Source organism: Mycoplana sp. ABR4_002 (assembly GCF_056159645.1).
Genome location: NZ_JBSWVO010000001.1, coordinates 838093 through 853721 on the forward strand (window position 1 = coordinate 838093; position 15629 = coordinate 853721).

Below are 15629 nucleotides of genomic sequence, written 5' to 3' on the forward strand. Positions count from 1 at the left end.
CGGCGGCGCGCCGGCAACGACGTCAATGGAACGACCGCCGATGATGCATCAAGCGATTAAGCAGGACCGGCGACCGCTGCTGCAGCGGTTCGCGCACGCCTCGGAGCCCTATCTCTACAGTGCCCCGGCGCTGATCCTTATCATTGCGGTCATGCTGGTGCCACTTGTCGTGGGCATTTCCTATGCCTTCCGCGACATCCAGCTTCTGAACCCTTTTTCCGGCGGCTTCGTCGGGCTCGATCATTTCCGCGCGCTGGGGCAGGACACGGCCTTCTTCGGCGCACTCAGGAACACGCTGTGGTGGACCGGTGCATCGGTCGTCCTGCAGTTTACCTTCGGTCTGATCCTCGCGCTGCTGCTCGACAAGCCGTTCGCCGGCCGCGGGCTGGTTCAGGCGCTGGTCTTTCTGCCCTGGGCGGTGCCGAGCTTCCTTGCCGGCCTCAACTGGGCCTGGCTGTTCAATCCGGTCATCGGGCCGTTGCCGCACTGGCTTCATGCGCTCGGCATCCTCGATGCACCGAACAATATCCTGTCCGATCCCAACCTTGCCATGTGGGGGCCGATCGCGGCGAATGTCTGGTGGGGCATCCCGTTCTTTGCCATCACCCTGCTCGCCGCCCTGCAGGCGATCCCGCGCGACCTCTACGAGGCCGCGGCGATCGATGGCGCCGGCCCGGTCCAGCGCTTCCTGTCGATCACGCTGCCGTTCCTGGCGCCGACGATCGCGATCACCGTGCTGTTGCGCACCGTCTGGATCTCCAACTTCGCCGACCTGATCGTGGTGATGACCAATGGCGGCCCGGCCGACCGCACCCAGATCGTCGCCAGTTACATCTTCACCCAGGCCTTCAGGCGGCTCGACTTCGGCTATGCCTCGGCGATCGCGCTCGTGCTGCTCGTGCTGCTGCTCATCTATTCGATGCTGATCGTGCTGCTGCGCCAGTCCATGCTGAACAGGGGATGAAACCATGAGTTCCGGCCGTCTTCTCCTCACCGTCGCCCATCGCGGGGCAATCCTCGCCTACATCGTCTTCGCGCTGTTTCCGCTGTTCTGGCTGTTGAAGGTGTCGGTCACGCCGAACGACCTGCTCTATAGCGAGGGCGTGCGCATGTGGCCGTCGCGCACGACCTTCGAGCACTTCAACTTCGTCATCGCGCACAGCGCCTTTCCGACCTTCTTCAGGAACAGCCTGATCGTTTCCGGCGCCACCGCCGTGGTCGTCACCGTGCTGGCCTCGCTCTCCGGCTATGCGCTGTCGCGCTTTTCCTTCCGGGCGAAGTACTGGATCGTCGCCTTGATGCTGATCACGCAGATGTTCCCGCTGGTGATGCTGGTCGCGCCGATCTTCAAGATGCTGTCGCCGCTCGGCCTGACCAACTCCCTCACCGGTCTCGTCATCGTCTATTCCGCCTTCAACGTGCCCTTTGCCACCTTCCTCATGCAATCCTTCTTCGATGGCATCCCGAAGGACCTGGAAGAGGCGGCGATGATCGACGGCGCCACCCAGTTCGTCGCCTTCCGCCAGATCATCCTGCCGCTGACGCTGCCGGGCATCGCCGCGACGCTCGGCTTCGTCTTCACCGCCGCCTGGAGCGAGTTGCTGTTTGCGTTGATGCTGATTTCCGGCAACGACGCGGCGACCTTCCCGGTCGGGCTCCTGACCTTCGTGTCGAAGTTCTCCGTCGACTTCGGGCAGATGATGGCGGCGGGCGTGCTGGCGCTCATCCCGGCCTGCCTGTTCTTCCTCCTCATCCAGCGCTACCTCGTGCAGGGCCTCACGGCCGGCGCCGTCAAAGGATAATACCCATGGCTTCCATCGACATTGCCAGCGTCCGCAAGAGCTACGGTCATTTCCCGGTCCTGCACGGCGTCGATCTGACGATCAGGGACGGCGAGTTCATTGTCCTGGTCGGCCCGTCCGGCTGCGGCAAGTCCACGCTGCTGCGCATGATCGCCGGGCTGGAGGAGGTGACCGCCGGCGAGATCCGCATCTCGGGCAAGCGCGTCAACGACCTGGCGCCCAAGGACCGCGACATCGCCATGGTGTTCCAGTCCTATGCGCTCTACCCGCATATGAGCGTCGCCGACAACATGAGCTACAGCCTGCGGCTCCGGAAGACGGCCAAGGAAAAGATCAAGAGCGCCGTCGGCGGCGCCGCGTCCAAGCTCGGCCTCGAGCCGTTCCTGCAGCGCCGGCCGAAGGCGCTGTCCGGCGGCCAGCGCCAGCGCGTCGCCATGGGCCGCGCCATCGTCCGCCAACCGAAGGCGTTTCTGTTCGACGAGCCGCTCTCCAACCTCGACGCCCGCCTGCGCGAGCAGATGCGCGCGGAGATCAAGAAGCTGCACGCCGGCCTCAAGGCCACCTCGATCTACGTCACCCACGACCAGATCGAGGCGATGACGCTCGCCGACCGGATCGTCGCCATGCACGGCGGGGTCGTCCAGCAGGTCGGAACGCCGTTGGAACTCTACGACACGCCGGCCAACCTCTTCGTCGCCGGCTTCATCGGCTCGCCGGGCATGAACTTCCTCGAGGGCCGCTATGTTGTCTCGGGAGAGCAGGCCGGCATCCGGCTTGCCGATGGCACGATCGTGCCGGTTTCCAGGCGTCGCGGCCTCAACCCGGACGCCGCAGCCACCCTCGGGATCCGCCCTGAGCATGTCGTCATTGCCGACGGCGGTGCGCTCGAGGCGAGCGTCGATCTGATCGAGCCGACCGGCTTCGGCATCATCCTGCACCTGTCGCTGCACGGCCTGCCGTTCAAGATCTTCACGCTGGATCGCGACGCCCTGTCGGCCGGGCCGAAGGTGCGGGTCGATTTTCCGCAGAAGCACCTGCACGTCTTCGACGAGGAGGGCAGCCGGGCGGACTGACCGGGTCCTGTCTCCTGTCCTGCGTGCCGACCAGCGCAGGCCGTTCCCATTTTTGCCCCTGTCCCGCGTCTTCGTTTTCGGGCATGAAGGTGGCCGCATCATCGGAGGAGCACGGCATGGCATCGCAGGCGGACGCATTCGATCGGGGTACCTTTGTCGGACGCGTCTGGCGCCCGGACCGCAGCGGCCCTTCGCTGGTGAACGTGCGCGAGGGCAACCTGGTCGACATCACTGGCAAGGGCGCCCCGACCATGCGTGACCTGCTCGAGGCGGAAGACCCGGTCGGCCTCGTGCGCGCCCAGCCCGGAGAGGTCGTGGCCCCGCTCGCCGAGGTGTTTGCCCATGCCGTCGAGGCGGCCGGCGACCTGTCGCGCGTTCATCTTCTCGCGCCTTGCGATCTCCAGGCAGTCAAGGCCTGCGGCGTCACCTTCGCCCGCTCGATGATCGAGCGCGTGATCGAGGAGAAGGCGGCGGGCAATCCTGCGCTGGCACAGAAGATCCGCGAGCGCGTCACCGCCATCATCGGCGACAGCCTGCGCGACCTGAAGGCCGGCTCGGAAGCCGCGGCGAAGGTCAAGGCGGCGCTGATCGAGGAGGGGGTCTGGTCGCAATATCTCGAGGTCGGCATCGGCCCGGACGCGGAGGTCTTCACCAAGGCGCCGGTGCTGTCGGCCGTCGGTTGGGGCGCTTCGGTCGGGCTGCACCCGATCTCGAGGTGGAACAATCCGGAGCCGGAGGTGGTTCTTGCGGTCAACAGCCGCGGCGAGGTCAGGGGCGCCACGCTCGGCAACGACGTCAACCTGCGCGACGTCGAGGGCCGGTCGGCGCTGCTGCTGGGCAAGGCGAAGGACAACAATGCCTCGGCCGCGATCGGCCCGTTCATCCGCTTGTTCGACGACACCTATGCGATCGACGACGTGCGCAGGGCCGACCTCGACCTGCGGATCGAGGGCGAGGACGGCTTTGTCCTCAACGGCTCGAGCACCATGCGCGAGATCAGCCGCGACCCGCTCGATCTCGTGGCCCAGACGATCGGCCGGCACCACCAGTATCCGGACGGCTTCATGCTGTTCATGGGGACGCTGTTCGCGCCGGTCGAGGACCGCGACGTCGCCGGCGAGGGCTTCACCCACAAGATCGGCGACCGCGTGACCATCTCCAACGCCGAGCTTGGATCCCTGTCGAACACCGTGAGGCTCTCGACGGACTGCCCGCCCTGGGTCTTTGGCATCGCCGACCTGATGCGCAACCTCGCCGGCCGCGGCCTGCTCTGAACAGTGACCGGCCGCGTTCAGTCCCGGTCCGGCGCCCCGAGTGGAAAGAGCTTGCGGTAGGGCCTCGCCTCGTCGACCGCACGGGCAAAGGACGGACGGGCAAGCAGGCGGTCTCGATAGGCCTTGAGGTTTGCCAGCGCCGTATCGATCGGAAAGGTCCAGTCGGCGTAGAACAAGGCGGGAGCGGCGGCGCAGTCGGCGAGGCTGAAGTCGTCGCCCGCGGCCCAGGTCCGGCCTGCCATGTGCCGGTCGAGCCACTGGTAGGCCCGCTCCAGCATCGTCTTCGCTTCGGTGACGCCATAGGGGTCTCGGTCCGCTTCCGGCCGGATCGCATTGTAGATGATCCGCTGCTGCGGCGTGTTGATGTAATTGTCGAAGATCCGGTCGAGCATGCGCACGTCGAGGGCCGTCGCTGGGTCCGCCGGGATCGGCCTGAACCGACCCGGATAGGCAATTGCCAGATATTCGATGATGACGGTCGCCTCCAGCACCGTCCTGCCGTCATCGACCAGCACGGGAAAGCGCTTGAGCGGCCACAGCGTTTCAAACTCCGCATAGATCTCCGGATGCTCCGCGCTCAAGATCCGGAACTCGAACGGCGTCCCGCTTTCGTAGAGGGCGACGAGCGCCTTCTGGCAGTAGGACGAGAACGGATGCGCATAGAGGATCGGCTTCATCGTCGCCTCCCGTGACGTTTTCCGAGGTCGCCGATGATACAGATCTGGTTGCATATTGCAATCAGCGTCTGTTGAATGAGCTGTCACCACTTCGGTGGGCCCGCTCGCGAACCGCGGCGGAGGCTCAGACGGGACGGGATCCGGCTTGGGCCGCCGGCCGTCACGGAGCCTTCGCTTGTCAAAGCGACGAACTCTTGATGTTATGGGCGGATGGTCGGTCGCTGACGATTCGTCACTAGGTCGAGACTTAGCCCTGGGGCCCGCGTAACGTGCGTCGGAGCAGCAGTCGAAACAATCACGGTTGTGCCTTGGAGGGCCCCATGAAGCATCGCATCGCATCCACTCTTCTTTGCGCCGCGCTGGGGTTGATGGCCCACGGTGCCGGTGCGGCCGATCTTGCCCCGGTCGCGGTGGCCCCGGACGCGCAGCAGATCGAGACGGAAAGCGGCTGGACCTTCACCTTTGCACCCTATTTCTGGGCGGCCGGCCTGTCCGGCGACGTGGGCAGTTTTGGCCTGCCCACCGTCGACGTGGACATGTCGTTTGGCGATGTCTGGGACCACCTCGACTTCGCGGCAATGGCGATCGGCGAGGCGCGCTATCAGCGCTACAGCATCTTCGCCGACGTCCTCTACACCAAGCTGTCCGGCAGCAAGGGTACGCCCAGGGGAGTCGTCGCCGACCGGGTGAACGTCGATGCCGAGACCTTTGCCGGTCTTCTCGGCGTCGGCTACTCGGTGCTGGAAAGCGGTTCCGGGCGCCTCGACATCGTCGCCGGTGCGCGGGTCTGGTCCGCCGATACGACGATCTCGATCAGCGGCGGGCTCCTCGACGGCCGGTCGGAAAGTGACAGCGCGACCTGGGTCGATGCCGTCGGTGGCGTGAAGGGGAGCTATTTCCTGACGCCCAATTTCTTCCTCACCGGCTGGGGGCTCGTGGGCGGTGGTGGCGCGGACCTCGACTGGGACGTCGCGGCGACCGTCGGCTACAAGTTCAACGACACCTTCTCCTCGGTCGTCGGCTACCGGGCGCTTGGGGTCGACTACAGCAACGACGGCTTCGTGTTCGATGTCGTCGAGCAGGGACCGATCGTCGGCCTCGTCGTCAATTTCTAGGCATCCGAGGCGCCATCTGGCACAACGAAAAGGGCCGGTCCGCGCGGACCGGCCCTTTGCCGTCACTTGGCCTTCCTATCGGGCGCGCTTCAGCGCATCGCCGAGGATCGACACGATTTCCGCGAAGTGCGTCTTGTCGGCGATCAGCGGGGGCGAGAAGGCGATGATGTCGCCGGTGACGCGGATCAGCAGCCCCTTCTCGAAGCAGTCGACGAAGACATCGTAGGCGCGGGCGCCGACCGCGCCGTCGCGCGGCGCCAGCTCGATGCCGGCGATCAGCCCGATCGTGCGGATGTCGATCACGTGCGGCAGGTCGTTCAGCGAGTGCATCGCCTCGTGCCAGTCGTCCTGCAGTTCGCGCGCCCGCGTCAGCAGCCCCTCGTCGCGGTAGATGTCGAGCGTGGCGATGCCCGCGGCGCAGGCGGCCGGGTGGCCGGAATAGGTGTAGCCGTGGAACAGCTCGATCTGTCCCTCCGGACCGTGCATCAGCGCGTCGTGGACCTTGCGGCTGGCGAAGACAGCGCCCATCGGGATGGCGCCGTTGGTCAGGCCCTTGGCGGTGGTGACGAGGTCGGGCGTGACGCCGAAATAGTCCGTGGCGAACGCTGCGCCGAGGCGACCGAATCCGGTGATCACCTCGTCGAAGATCAGCAGGATGCCGTGCTTGTCGCAGATCGCGCGCAGGCGCTCGAGATAGCCCTTCGGCGGGATCAGCACGCCGGTGGAGCCTGCGACCGGCTCCACGATGCAGGCTGCGATCGTTTCGGCGCCGTGCAGGGCGACCAGCCGCTCGAGATCGTCGGCGAGTTCGGCGCCGTGTTCCGGCTGGCCCTTGGCGAAGGCGTTCTTCGACAGGTCGTGGGTATGGCGCAGATGGTCGGTGCCCGGCAACTGCGGGAAGACGCGACGGTTGTTGACGATGCCGCCGACCGAGATGCCGCCGAAGCCGACGCCGTGGTAACCGCGCTCGCGGCCGATCAGGCGCGTGCGCGTGCCCTGGCCGATCGAGCGCTGGTAGGCCAGCGCGATCTTCAGCGCGGTATCGACCGATTCCGACCCGGAGCCGGTGTAGAAGATGCGGTCGAGCTTGGCTCCTTCCGGCCCGGGCGCGATCTCGGCGAGCCGCTCGGCGAAGTCGAAGGCGATCGGGTGACCCATCTGGAAGGACGGGGCGAAATCCATCGTCGACAGCTGGCGCTCGACAGCCGCGGCGATCTGGCGGCGGCCGTGGCCGGCATTGACGCACCACAGCCCGGCGGTGCCGTCGAGGATCGTGCGGCCGTCCTGGCTGGTGTAGTGCATGCCCTCGGCCGCGGCGAGCAGCCGCGGCGCGGCCTTGAACTGGCGGTTGGCGGTAAACGGCATCCAGTAGCTGTCGAGCACGGGCGCATTCGGCTTGTTGTGAACGTTCATGGGTCTCTCCTCTGGCCGCGCGATTGACGCCATGATTTGCCAGCTTGAACAAGTCCTTTTCTGCTTGCTATGAAGGCATTGAAATCTTTGAGCCGACGCCATCGATGTTTCGCTATTTCAAACAATCGAAACAGGCAAAGGCTACGGCAGCAGGGTGAGGGTGGAATGTCGGTCGATATCGGAGGCAGGCTGCGTTCCCTGCGCATCGCCCACAAGTTGTCCCAGCGTGAACTGGCCAAGCGCGCCGGCGTCACCAATTCCACCATCTCGCTGATTGAGTCCAATGCCTCCAACCCTTCGGTCGGCGCGCTCAAGCGCATTCTCGACGGCATCCCGATCGGGCTTGCCGAATTCTTTGCCTTCGAGCCGGAGCGCTCGCGCAAGGCGTTCTACCGCGCCGACGAGCTTGTCGAGATCGGCAAGGGGCCGATCTCCTATCGCCAGATCGGCGAGACCTTGTTTGGCCGCAGCCTGCAGATCCTGAAGGAGTGCTATCAGCCCGGCGCCGATACCGGGAAGGTGCCGTTGGTGCACGACGGCGAGGAAGGCGGCATTGTCCTGTCCGGCCGGCTGGAGGTGACGGTGGACGACGAGCGCCGCATCCTCGGACCTGGCGACGCCTATTATTTCGAGAGCCGCCGGCCACACCGCTTCCGCTGCGTCGGCCCGGTGCCGTGCGAACTGATCAGCGCCTGCACGCCGCCGACCTTCTGAGCGCCCGTCCGCTCAGTTTCGGACGGTCACGGTTTCGGCGTCCATCTGCCCCCTGTCCTGTTCTTCCGCCGCCGCCCGGATGCCGACCACCTCGTAGAGCTCGAGCGCGGTGGCGCGGCCCTTGGCCTGGGCCTGGCCGAGCGGGCGGAAAGCGATCTGGTCTGCGCATTGGTCGACGACTTCGCTGCTCGCCAGAATGGTCGTGTGATAGGTCTTGTTCATGCCCTCGATCCGCGAGGCAACGTTGATGCTGTCGCCCATCGCGGTGTATTGGAGGCGGTCGCGTGCGCCGACGCTGCCGACGACGGCCGCGCCGGAATGGATCCCGACCCGGGTGCGGAATTCCGGCAGACCGAGACCGCGCTGCCTGTCGTTGAATGCGTCGAGCCGATCCTTGATCGCCAGCGCGCAACGGCAAGCGTGCTCGGCGTGGTCCGGATCCGGCGCCGGCGCGTTCCACATGGCGAAGATGGAATCGCCGAGGAACTGGATGATCGTGCCGCTATGGTCGTTCACGGTCTCGTTGAGAATGTCGAAATACTCCGACAGCATGCCGACCACCTCTTCCGGCGAGTGTTGCTCGCTGATGGTGGTGAAGTCGTAGATGTCGGTGAAGAGCGCGGTCACCTCCTGGCGTCGCGCGGTCCGTCCCGAGAATTCGCCCGAGGCCATGCCCTTGCGCACCACCTCTTTCGGCACGTAGAGCCCGAAGGTGAAGATCGCGTCCCGCGCCCTGTTCATCGCGCCGCCGAGGGTGGCGATCTCGCTGACCCGCGTCGGCACCTCGATCGGCGTGGTGAAGTCCAGGTCCTGCAGCCGGTGGGCACTGTCGGTCAGCTGGTGCAGCGACTTGGTGATGAGGTGGGCGAGAAGCAGCGCGCCGAGCACGGCAAGGCTGACGATGCCGGCCGATATCATCAGGCCCTGGTAGAGTCCGGCCCGGGCCGGGGCCATCAGTTCATCGACCGGGGCCGCGATCACCGCGACGTGACCGGCAAACAAGAGCGCGGAGACTACCTCCGTCCCCATCACCACCCAGCGTCGGCCGTCCGCCTCGACCAGCGCCATCGTGTCCAGCGAGAGCGGGTTCGCCTTGATGGCCGCCATCAGCGGTTCCTCGAGAATTGCCGGATCGAAATCCCGCTCGACCTTGGAGGCGGTGATCGCGTACATGATCCTCTGATCGGAGTGCATCAGCGGCTTGCGGCCGGCGTCGACGACGAAGGCGACGGCGCTCGGCGTCAGCCGCTCACTGGCGATGAAACGCGTGACCTTGTCGAGCACGACATCGGCGCCGACGACGATCTCGGGATTGCCCTTGTGCGCCTGGGACACCGTCATGCCCAATGTCCTCGTCGTCGCCATGGTGTAGGGGCCGGTCGCGATCGGGCCGGTCCCGTTGACGGCGGCCCGGTACCAGGGGCGCTGGCGGGGATCGTATATCCAGCCGGTGAGCGTTCGTCGCAGCAGTTCCTTGCCGCCACCGTCATAGAAGAGCACGCGCGTGATCGGCGCGCCGTCGTTCTGGCTCAGGATCCGTACGGCCATGGTGGCCCTGGGCGGGGCGTCGAGCACGCTTCGCCAATCGCGCGAGGACAGGTTGACGGCGTGGAAGAAGCCGCCGTCCGGATAGCCGGCATAGACGCCGTCGATCTGCGGCGAGCGGGTGAGGGCGGCCCGCAGGATCGTCACCTTGTCGTCGACGCGCTGCGTCGGCGGCGCGAGGAAGGAATTGGCGACCGAGACGATCAGGTTGACCATCGCGGTGGTTTCGCCGGACAGCGTCTGCATGCGCGAGACCAGCCGGTCCTCGAAGGCGTTCATGTGGATTTCCGCCGCTTCGATCGCGGCGTTACGGGCACGATAGTAGTCGAGCAGCACCAGCGAGCCCGACACCGCCAGGAGCAGCGCCACCATCACGGCGGCGAGCAGCGTGCGCAACGATCCGTGCCAAGCGCGCCTTGCCGGAACTGCCGCCACGTCCTTGGTAGTAGTTGCCATCCTCGACCCTTGCCCCACTTCGTCCCGCCGCCCACGGCCGGCCGTCCCTCAACCCTGCCGTGGTGTTATCCCACGGTCGCATCCTGCGCACCGGCTGCCCGCGCGCCAGCGTGTGCACGGCGGAAACCGCCATGCCGGCGACGATCCTGCTGATGGTCCCCACGTCGCCGCGCCGACATGGCCGGCGGCCCCCGGCGCGCGGCGTCTCGCCGGGACGAGGTCAGCACGCGACTCTACCCCCCGCCGTAGGTTCGGGCAAGAAAGCCTCATGGCGCCGCGGTGGACAGGGCTTGGTTGTTCCCGCCTGCCGATCACGCCTGCCGCACAAGCGGCAAGCCCGCGGCGAACTGCCACCCTGACATTGCCGAGCAGGCCGGCCGCCTACCGCCCGCCGTCTGGCCCGGCATCCGTCCAGGCGACAAAAAAGGCCGGGCAAAGCCGGCCTTTCTTGTCGTCACCCCATGCCCTGCCAGTACATCCGTGGTCAGAGGCACGAGGGACGATCTTCAAGCAATGTAATCCCCGTTTGTGGCAGCGGCAAGATGCACTTAGGCATTGCCTTGGCCCCGACCATTCCACGATCGGATGATGGCCCTGCAGCCCACGCTGGCGGTAGGTGTAGCCGACACCTCGATCCCAAGATCGACAGCGGACGACAGAAGCGGACGGTCGGTCTGCAAGTGCCTCTTCGGTGCTATCAGGACGCGGGAGGCAAGGCCTGGCATAGCCGGGGGTGCGTCTCGGATGATCCGATCCATGCTTTCCACAGTCAGATCCCGAGCATTTCCTTCGCCTCGCCGAGTGCTGCCTCCGAGCCTGCGTGATCGCCGGACTGGTGCAACTGCTCGCCCTGTTGGCGCAACTCTTTGACCTTAGCCATATCGGCTTCCGAGAGGGAGGCGTTCGGCAGGGCCGCGTCAATCGCCGCCATCATGGTGGGGCACTGACTGGCGAAGGCAGTCACAGGCGAGAGTGCCAAAAGAAGGGCAATCGAGATCCTGGTAATCATAGGGGGTGCTCCTCCATAGCCGGAGTGCGGGTGCCTCTCCGGCAACCGAAAGATGATAGACCAGCGGCGATCCAAGGCCAAGAGCGGGCGGCACGCAGACTTGGTCGGGATGCGGGTGCGATGGATTGCGGAGGCCGAAATTTGGCACTTCCGGTTCGCTTCGGGGTTGACGGTGTCCCAGCGCCGATCGCAACTGCCGAAAGTGAAAGGCAGAGCTTACGATTGAGAGACGGCCTTTGCTGGAACGGTCACCAGAAACCTTTGTGGCCGCTAACGATCACGTCTTCAAGCTCAGGAAAAGGGCCACGGACCTCCACATGGCGCCGTCCTGAGGCGAACACTTCGTGACAGCTCAGGTTGAGGGTGAGATTCTTCGGGTTGTCTCCGGTCAGCGCGGCCAGCCGACTTTCACTGAGGCCGTACACGACGGTCCCGATGCCGGCCCAGTAACACGCCCCGGCGCACATGCAGCAAGGTTCAACCGAGGTGACAAGTGTGCATCGTTCGAGAAACGTCGGCGCGTATCGTTGCGCGGCCGCCCTGGCAACGTTTGTCTCGGCATGGCCAACACCGCGATCACGGGAGTAGGTGTTGCCCGACGACAGGAGCACGTCGCCCGCCGGCCCGACCAAGAGCGCCCCAAAGGGATGGTTGCCACTGGCTCGGCTTTCGATGGCAATCGCGATGGCGATACCTAGATATTCGGTATCGCTCCTGTTCGCAGCCTCGCTGCGAGGCAGCGTGATCGGCGTTTGTTCTCCGGCACGCGCACGCAACATTGTTTCCAGGGTGCTCGCGTCTCGAATGCCCTGGCTGTAGTGAACCAGAATCGAACGAGCGAGACCGCTGGCGCCGACGCTGCCCTGGGTGAAGCCGTGCTCGTCGCAGAGGCCCTGAAAGACCCGCTGGACCTCGACCAGATCCTCCGGAGTGAAGATGCCCATCTCTTCCTGGCTGAGCACGTACTTCATCGCTATCTCCGCTTTTCGGGGGATCGCCCTCAGGACGTGCGATTGTGCCAAGAGTGTTGGTCGCGACCCGGCGACTAAGGGTTAGGAACTGCCGGGTCGCGTGAGCGTGGCTTGGGCACAAGCCACGAACGCCAATGTACGCCTCGGGCGCTCGGCGGGCGATTAGCTAAATCTATCTAGACCCTGGTTCATGTCGCGCGGAGTGGGTCGAGCCCAGTGCAACTCGTGGAAAACTGCTAATGCCGGTTGGCCCAAAGACGTGGTCAGCTTCAGCGGGCATTAAGTGGTCCGCTAAGCGGTCGAAACAGACGAATCGTAGAGCCACTGAACGTTTTGTCGTGACGATGTCATTTGTCGGAACTGTAAAGACGACTGTCTCAAAGGAAGAATTCGACGTTATCGTGGCGCAGGGCGCTCGCAGCTTGAAGGGGAGTAGCTAACGGCCTCGCGACAACCTCGGCTACTCCCATCCTGCTCTTGCCGCTGCGCCCGCAATCGCTTCCTTGATGGCGCCAGGGATCCGTAAAATGCGCAGTAGCCGATCAAGGTTCACCAGTATTCCGGGCTCGTTCCTGTTGCCGAAGTGGCAGCGCTACGCCCGTCGCCTTCTGGCCGGTGCACCTTTGCGGGGCGCCCAGAGACCCGAGCGACAGACCGGATCAATGGTGCCCGCTCGGCCCTTCCATCAGTCGGGTGAAGCTTCGAGAAACATGATGGCGTTAGGGTTGACGCTGCAGTTGGAACGGTTGGCACACGGGTTCTGTCGCCAATCATGCGGCCAGAGCGACAAGCCGAATGCGAGATAAATAACCGGGTACGGGCAGGGGTATGCACCGTTTCCTAAGTCGTTGATTTCATTTGCTGAAGAAAGTTGGCTGGGGAACCTGGATTCGAACCAAGATTAACGGAGTCAGAGTCCGCTGTTCTACCATTGAACTATTCCCCAACGAGCGGCGGCGAAGTCGGCGCCCCGTCGGTGTGCCGGGCTTATAACCAAAAGGTCGGCGGATGCAAATAGGCTTCGAAATTTTTTTTGGTGGCAACCGGGCGCGGGATCGGGGCGGCACGTCTAGCAGCCGTGGCGACCCGACATTGTGCGGACGCGGCCGCCGGCGCCGCAGGGCGGTCGGGCCCGGACCGGTTGCCGGCGGCGGCATCGCCCGCCAACCAATCGGCCGCGAAACAAAGCAATTGTGGAAAAGCGAACACGCTGGTAAGGTCGCGCCAACGAAAATCGAGAGAGCGTCAGCTGCAGCCCGTCCAGGCTTTGCGCGGCGCGATAGGCAGACACGTGAACGACCCCGACCACGGCCTCAGGCCGTCCGTTTCCGGGGGGCAGGCCACGGGTGGGCAGGCGAGGCCGAAGCGGTCGCGCCGCCGCAAGGGAAAAGCAAAGCGGGCCCAAGGTCCGTCCTCCGCCTCCCTTTCCCCGGGCAGCGAACCCCGCCACCAGGCGCTGGAGGCACGCCCCCATCACGTCGCGAAGGACGGCGAAGCCGTCCGCAAGCGCAAGCGTCGCCGCCGCGGCAAGGGTGGCGGCGAGGGCGTGCCGCAACAGCATCCATCCCAAGCCGAGCGACCAGCGCAGGACGAAGCCGGCCCCGCGGCCCACGGCCGACCGGGCAAGAAACGGCCGCAGCACCAGCGCGGCCTGCAGGGGCGTCCGCTGAGAAGCCCTGAGCGCCCGGCCGAAGTCGTCGCGCCGAAGCCGTCGATCGTGCCCGCCGGTGCCCCGGTACCGCCGCAGGCGAGCGGCCGCGACCGCGCCGAGGGGTCGGCGGCGCATGGTGCGCGCGGCGAAGCCCGGGAGGCGCCGCTTTACGCCGCCCTTGACCTCGGCACCAACAATTGCCGCCTGCTGGTTGCCCAGCCGACGCGCCCCGGCCAGTTCCGCGTCGTCGACGCGTTCTCGCGCATCGTCCGCCTCGGCGAGGGCCTGGCCGCCAGCGGCCGGCTCTCGGACGAGGCGATGGAGCGCTCGATCGAAGCGCTGAAGGTCTGCGCCGCCAAGCTGCGCAACCGCGACATCCGCCGCAGCCGGCTGATCGCCACCGAGGCGTGCCGGCGCGCGCAGAACGGCGAGGCCTTCCTGGCGCGGGTCCGGGCGGAAACGGGGCTGGAGCTGGAGATCATCAACCGCGAGACCGAGGCGCGGCTCGCCGTGTCCGGCTGCTCGTCGCTGGTCGGCCGGGAGGCGAAGTCGGTCGTCCTGTTCGACATTGGCGGCGGCTCCTCGGAGATCGCCGTCATCCGCATCGGCGACAACCGCTCGAGCCGGCTCGCCAACCACATCACCCACTGGACCTCGCTGCCGGTGGGCGTGGTGACGCTGTCGGAGCGCCACGGCGGCCGCGATGTGACGCCGGAAAGCTTCGCCGCAATGGTCAGCGAGGTCGAGGGCATGCTGGCCGAGTTCGATTGCCCGCGGCACGGCGAACGCGTCGCCCCGGAGGACTTCCACCTGATCGGCACCTCCGGGACCGTGACGACGCTGGCCGGCGTGCATCTCGACCTGCCGCGCTACGACCGGCGCCAGGTCGACGGTGTCTGGCTTTCGGATACCGAAGTCAGCGCGATGCAGGCGCGGCTGCTGTCCTGGGACTTCTCCGCCCGTGCTGCCAATCCCTGCATCGGCCCCGACCGGGCCGACCTCGTGCTTGCCGGCTGCGCCATCCTCGAGGCGATCCGCAACCGCTGGCCGGCGACCCGCATGCGCGTCGCCGATCGCGGCCTGCGCGAGGGGCTGCTCACCGACATGATGGCTGATGACGGGGTATGGCGCCGCGGCCGCGGCCGGCGACAGAACCGCAGCGGCTTCCGCCACCCCGGCCGACCGGAAGGACAGCAGAAATGACCAAGCCCCCTGTGGCGGGCAACCGCACCGGGCGCAAGCTCGGCCAGAAGGTGAAGAAGGGCAAGCTCAAGGCGTCGTCCCGGCGCTGGATCGAACGCCACATCAACGACCCCTACGTGCAGCGTGCCCGGCTCGAGGGTTATCGCGCCCGCGCCGCCTTCAAGCTGCTGGAGATCGACGAGAAGCACAAGATCCTCGACGGCGCCCGGCGCATCATCGATCTCGGCGCGGCCCCCGGCAGCTGGTCGCAGATCGCCGCCAAGGTGACGAGCTCGACCGACGCGGACCCGCGCGTGGCCGCGATCGACTTCCTCGAGATGGATCCGCTGCCGGGCGTGACGATCCTGCAGATGGACTTCCTCGATCCCGAAGCGCCGGACAAGCTGAAGGAGGCGATCGGCGGTACGCCCGATCTGGTGATCTCCGACATGGCCGCGCCCACCACCGGCCATCGCCAGACCGACCACCTGCGGACCATGCACCTGTGCGAGGTTGCCGCGCATTTCGCCGTGGAGGTTCTGGGCGAGGGCGGGCACTTCCTGGCCAAGACCTTCCAGGGCGGCACAGAGCGCGAGCTGCTGAACATGCTGAAGCAGAATTTCCGGCAGGTCATTCATGTCAAGCCGGCCGCCTCGCGCGCCGAATCGGTGGAGATGTTCCTGCTCGCCAAGGGCTTCAAGGGGCGGCCAAAATCCAGTGACGCCACGGCGCAGGAGGACGCCTGAG

General features: G+C 66.0%; 13 protein-coding genes and 1 tRNA gene. 8 read left to right on the plus strand and 6 right to left on the minus strand.

Features of this window, described 5'->3' with window-relative positions; all coding sequences use genetic code 11:
* The first annotated feature begins 40 nt into the window (after window positions 1–40).
* From ACXAGF_RS03995 to ACXAGF_RS04010, 4 genes are all read left to right on the plus strand, one after another.
* Window positions 41–964 carry a carbohydrate ABC transporter permease gene (locus ACXAGF_RS03995; RefSeq protein WP_475014640.1) on the plus strand — a complete coding sequence of 308 codons (924 nt, stop codon included), beginning with the start codon at window positions 41–43 and terminating at the stop codon, window positions 962–964.
* A gap of 4 nt (window positions 965–968) precedes the next feature.
* On the plus strand, window positions 969–1802 hold the full coding sequence (locus tag ACXAGF_RS04000; RefSeq protein ID WP_475014641.1) for a carbohydrate ABC transporter permease: 834 nt from the start codon (window positions 969–971) through the stop codon (window positions 1800–1802).
* Between the two features lie 5 nt (window positions 1803–1807).
* The gene (locus ACXAGF_RS04005; protein ID WP_475014643.1) at window positions 1808–2875 is read left to right on the plus strand and encodes an ABC transporter ATP-binding protein; all 1068 of its coding nucleotides are present in this window, start codon (window positions 1808–1810) and stop codon (window positions 2873–2875) included.
* 116 nt (window positions 2876–2991) lie between these two features.
* Window positions 2992–4149 (plus strand): fumarylacetoacetate hydrolase family protein, encoded by a 1158-nt coding sequence (locus ACXAGF_RS04010; RefSeq protein WP_475014645.1) that lies wholly within the window; start codon window positions 2992–2994, stop codon window positions 4147–4149.
* Between the two features lie 17 nt (window positions 4150–4166).
* Here ACXAGF_RS04010 and ACXAGF_RS04015 read toward each other — a convergent pair whose 3' ends face one another.
* Entirely contained in the window at window positions 4167–4826 is a 660-nt protein-coding gene (locus ACXAGF_RS04015) for a glutathione S-transferase family protein (RefSeq protein ID WP_475014647.1), read from the minus strand.
* A gap of 320 nt (window positions 4827–5146) precedes the next feature.
* Between ACXAGF_RS04015 and ACXAGF_RS04020 the strand changes: the two genes are divergently transcribed.
* The gene (locus ACXAGF_RS04020; protein ID WP_475014649.1) at window positions 5147–5941 is read left to right on the plus strand and encodes a hypothetical protein; all 795 of its coding nucleotides are present in this window, start codon (window positions 5147–5149) and stop codon (window positions 5939–5941) included.
* 75 nt (window positions 5942–6016) lie between these two features.
* On the opposite strand, the gene aptA is transcribed toward ACXAGF_RS04020, so the two are convergent.
* A complete protein-coding gene (gene aptA, locus ACXAGF_RS04025; RefSeq protein ID WP_475014651.1) occupies window positions 6017–7354 on the minus strand; it encodes an omega-aminotransferase AptA in 1338 nt (445 codons plus the stop codon).
* Window positions 7355–7519: 165 nt separating this feature from the next.
* On the opposite strand from aptA, the gene ACXAGF_RS04030 reads away from it, so the two are divergent.
* Window positions 7520–8068, plus strand: a complete 549-nt coding sequence (locus ACXAGF_RS04030; RefSeq protein WP_475014653.1) for a cupin domain-containing protein — start codon at window positions 7520–7522, stop codon at window positions 8066–8068.
* A gap of 12 nt (window positions 8069–8080) precedes the next feature.
* Here the strand turns inward: ACXAGF_RS04030 and ACXAGF_RS04035 are convergent, their stop codons facing one another.
* From ACXAGF_RS04035 to ACXAGF_RS04050, 4 genes are all read right to left on the minus strand, one after another.
* Window positions 8081–10069 carry an adenylate/guanylate cyclase domain-containing protein gene (locus tag ACXAGF_RS04035; protein WP_475014654.1) on the minus strand — a complete coding sequence of 663 codons (1989 nt, stop codon included), beginning with the start codon at window positions 10067–10069 and terminating at the stop codon, window positions 8081–8083.
* A gap of 769 nt (window positions 10070–10838) precedes the next feature.
* Entirely contained in the window at window positions 10839–11078 is a 240-nt protein-coding gene (locus ACXAGF_RS04040) for a hypothetical protein (RefSeq protein ID WP_475014655.1), read from the minus strand.
* Between the two features lie 248 nt (window positions 11079–11326).
* Entirely contained in the window at window positions 11327–12049 is a 723-nt protein-coding gene (locus ACXAGF_RS04045; protein ID WP_475014656.1) for a nucleoside deaminase, read from the minus strand.
* An 872-nt stretch (window positions 12050–12921) separates the two neighbouring features.
* A tRNA-Gln gene (locus ACXAGF_RS04050) sits at window positions 12922–12995 on the minus strand.
* Between the two features lie 345 nt (window positions 12996–13340).
* Here ACXAGF_RS04050 and ACXAGF_RS04055 point away from each other — a divergent pair.
* Together ACXAGF_RS04055 and ACXAGF_RS04060 are read left to right on the plus strand one after the other, a co-directional pair.
* A complete protein-coding gene (locus ACXAGF_RS04055) occupies window positions 13341–14903 on the plus strand; it encodes a Ppx/GppA phosphatase family protein (protein ID WP_475014658.1) in 1563 nt (520 codons plus the stop codon).
* Window positions 14900–15628, plus strand: coding sequence for an RlmE family RNA methyltransferase (locus ACXAGF_RS04060; RefSeq protein ID WP_475014660.1), 729 nt, complete (start codon window positions 14900–14902; stop codon window positions 15626–15628). The genes ACXAGF_RS04055 and ACXAGF_RS04060 overlap by 4 nt, the downstream gene beginning before the upstream one ends.
* The last annotated feature ends 1 nt before the right edge of the window (window position 15629 follow it).

What these genes read in the sequence shown, in the direction of transcription:
- ACXAGF_RS04005 (WP_475014643.1), top strand. Translation starts at nt 1,808, where the DNA reads ATGGCTTCCATCGACATTGCCAGCGTCCGCAAGAGCTACGGTCATTTC.
- ACXAGF_RS04035 (WP_475014654.1), bottom strand. Translation starts at nt 10,069, where the DNA reads ATGGCAACTACTACCAAGGACGTGGCGGCAGTTCCGGCAAGGCGCGCT.
- aptA (WP_475014651.1), bottom strand. Translation starts at nt 7,354, where the DNA reads ATGAACGTTCACAACAAGCCGAATGCGCCCGTGCTCGACAGCTACTGG.
- ACXAGF_RS04030 (WP_475014653.1), top strand. Translation starts at nt 7,520, where the DNA reads ATGTCGGTCGATATCGGAGGCAGGCTGCGTTCCCTGCGCATCGCCCAC.
- ACXAGF_RS03995 (WP_475014640.1), top strand. Translation starts at nt 41, where the DNA reads ATGATGCATCAAGCGATTAAGCAGGACCGGCGACCGCTGCTGCAGCGG.
- ACXAGF_RS04045 (WP_475014656.1), bottom strand. Translation starts at nt 12,049, where the DNA reads ATGAAGTACGTGCTCAGCCAGGAAGAGATGGGCATCTTCACTCCGGAG.
- ACXAGF_RS04060 (WP_475014660.1), top strand. Translation starts at nt 14,900, where the DNA reads ATGACCAAGCCCCCTGTGGCGGGCAACCGCACCGGGCGCAAGCTCGGC.
- ACXAGF_RS04040 (WP_475014655.1), bottom strand. Translation starts at nt 11,078, where the DNA reads ATGATTACCAGGATCTCGATTGCCCTTCTTTTGGCACTCTCGCCTGTG.
- ACXAGF_RS04000 (WP_475014641.1), top strand. Translation starts at nt 969, where the DNA reads ATGAGTTCCGGCCGTCTTCTCCTCACCGTCGCCCATCGCGGGGCAATC.
- ACXAGF_RS04020 (WP_475014649.1), top strand. Translation starts at nt 5,147, where the DNA reads ATGAAGCATCGCATCGCATCCACTCTTCTTTGCGCCGCGCTGGGGTTG.
- ACXAGF_RS04010 (WP_475014645.1), top strand. Translation starts at nt 2,992, where the DNA reads ATGGCATCGCAGGCGGACGCATTCGATCGGGGTACCTTTGTCGGACGC.
- ACXAGF_RS04015 (WP_475014647.1), bottom strand. Translation starts at nt 4,826, where the DNA reads ATGAAGCCGATCCTCTATGCGCATCCGTTCTCGTCCTACTGCCAGAAG.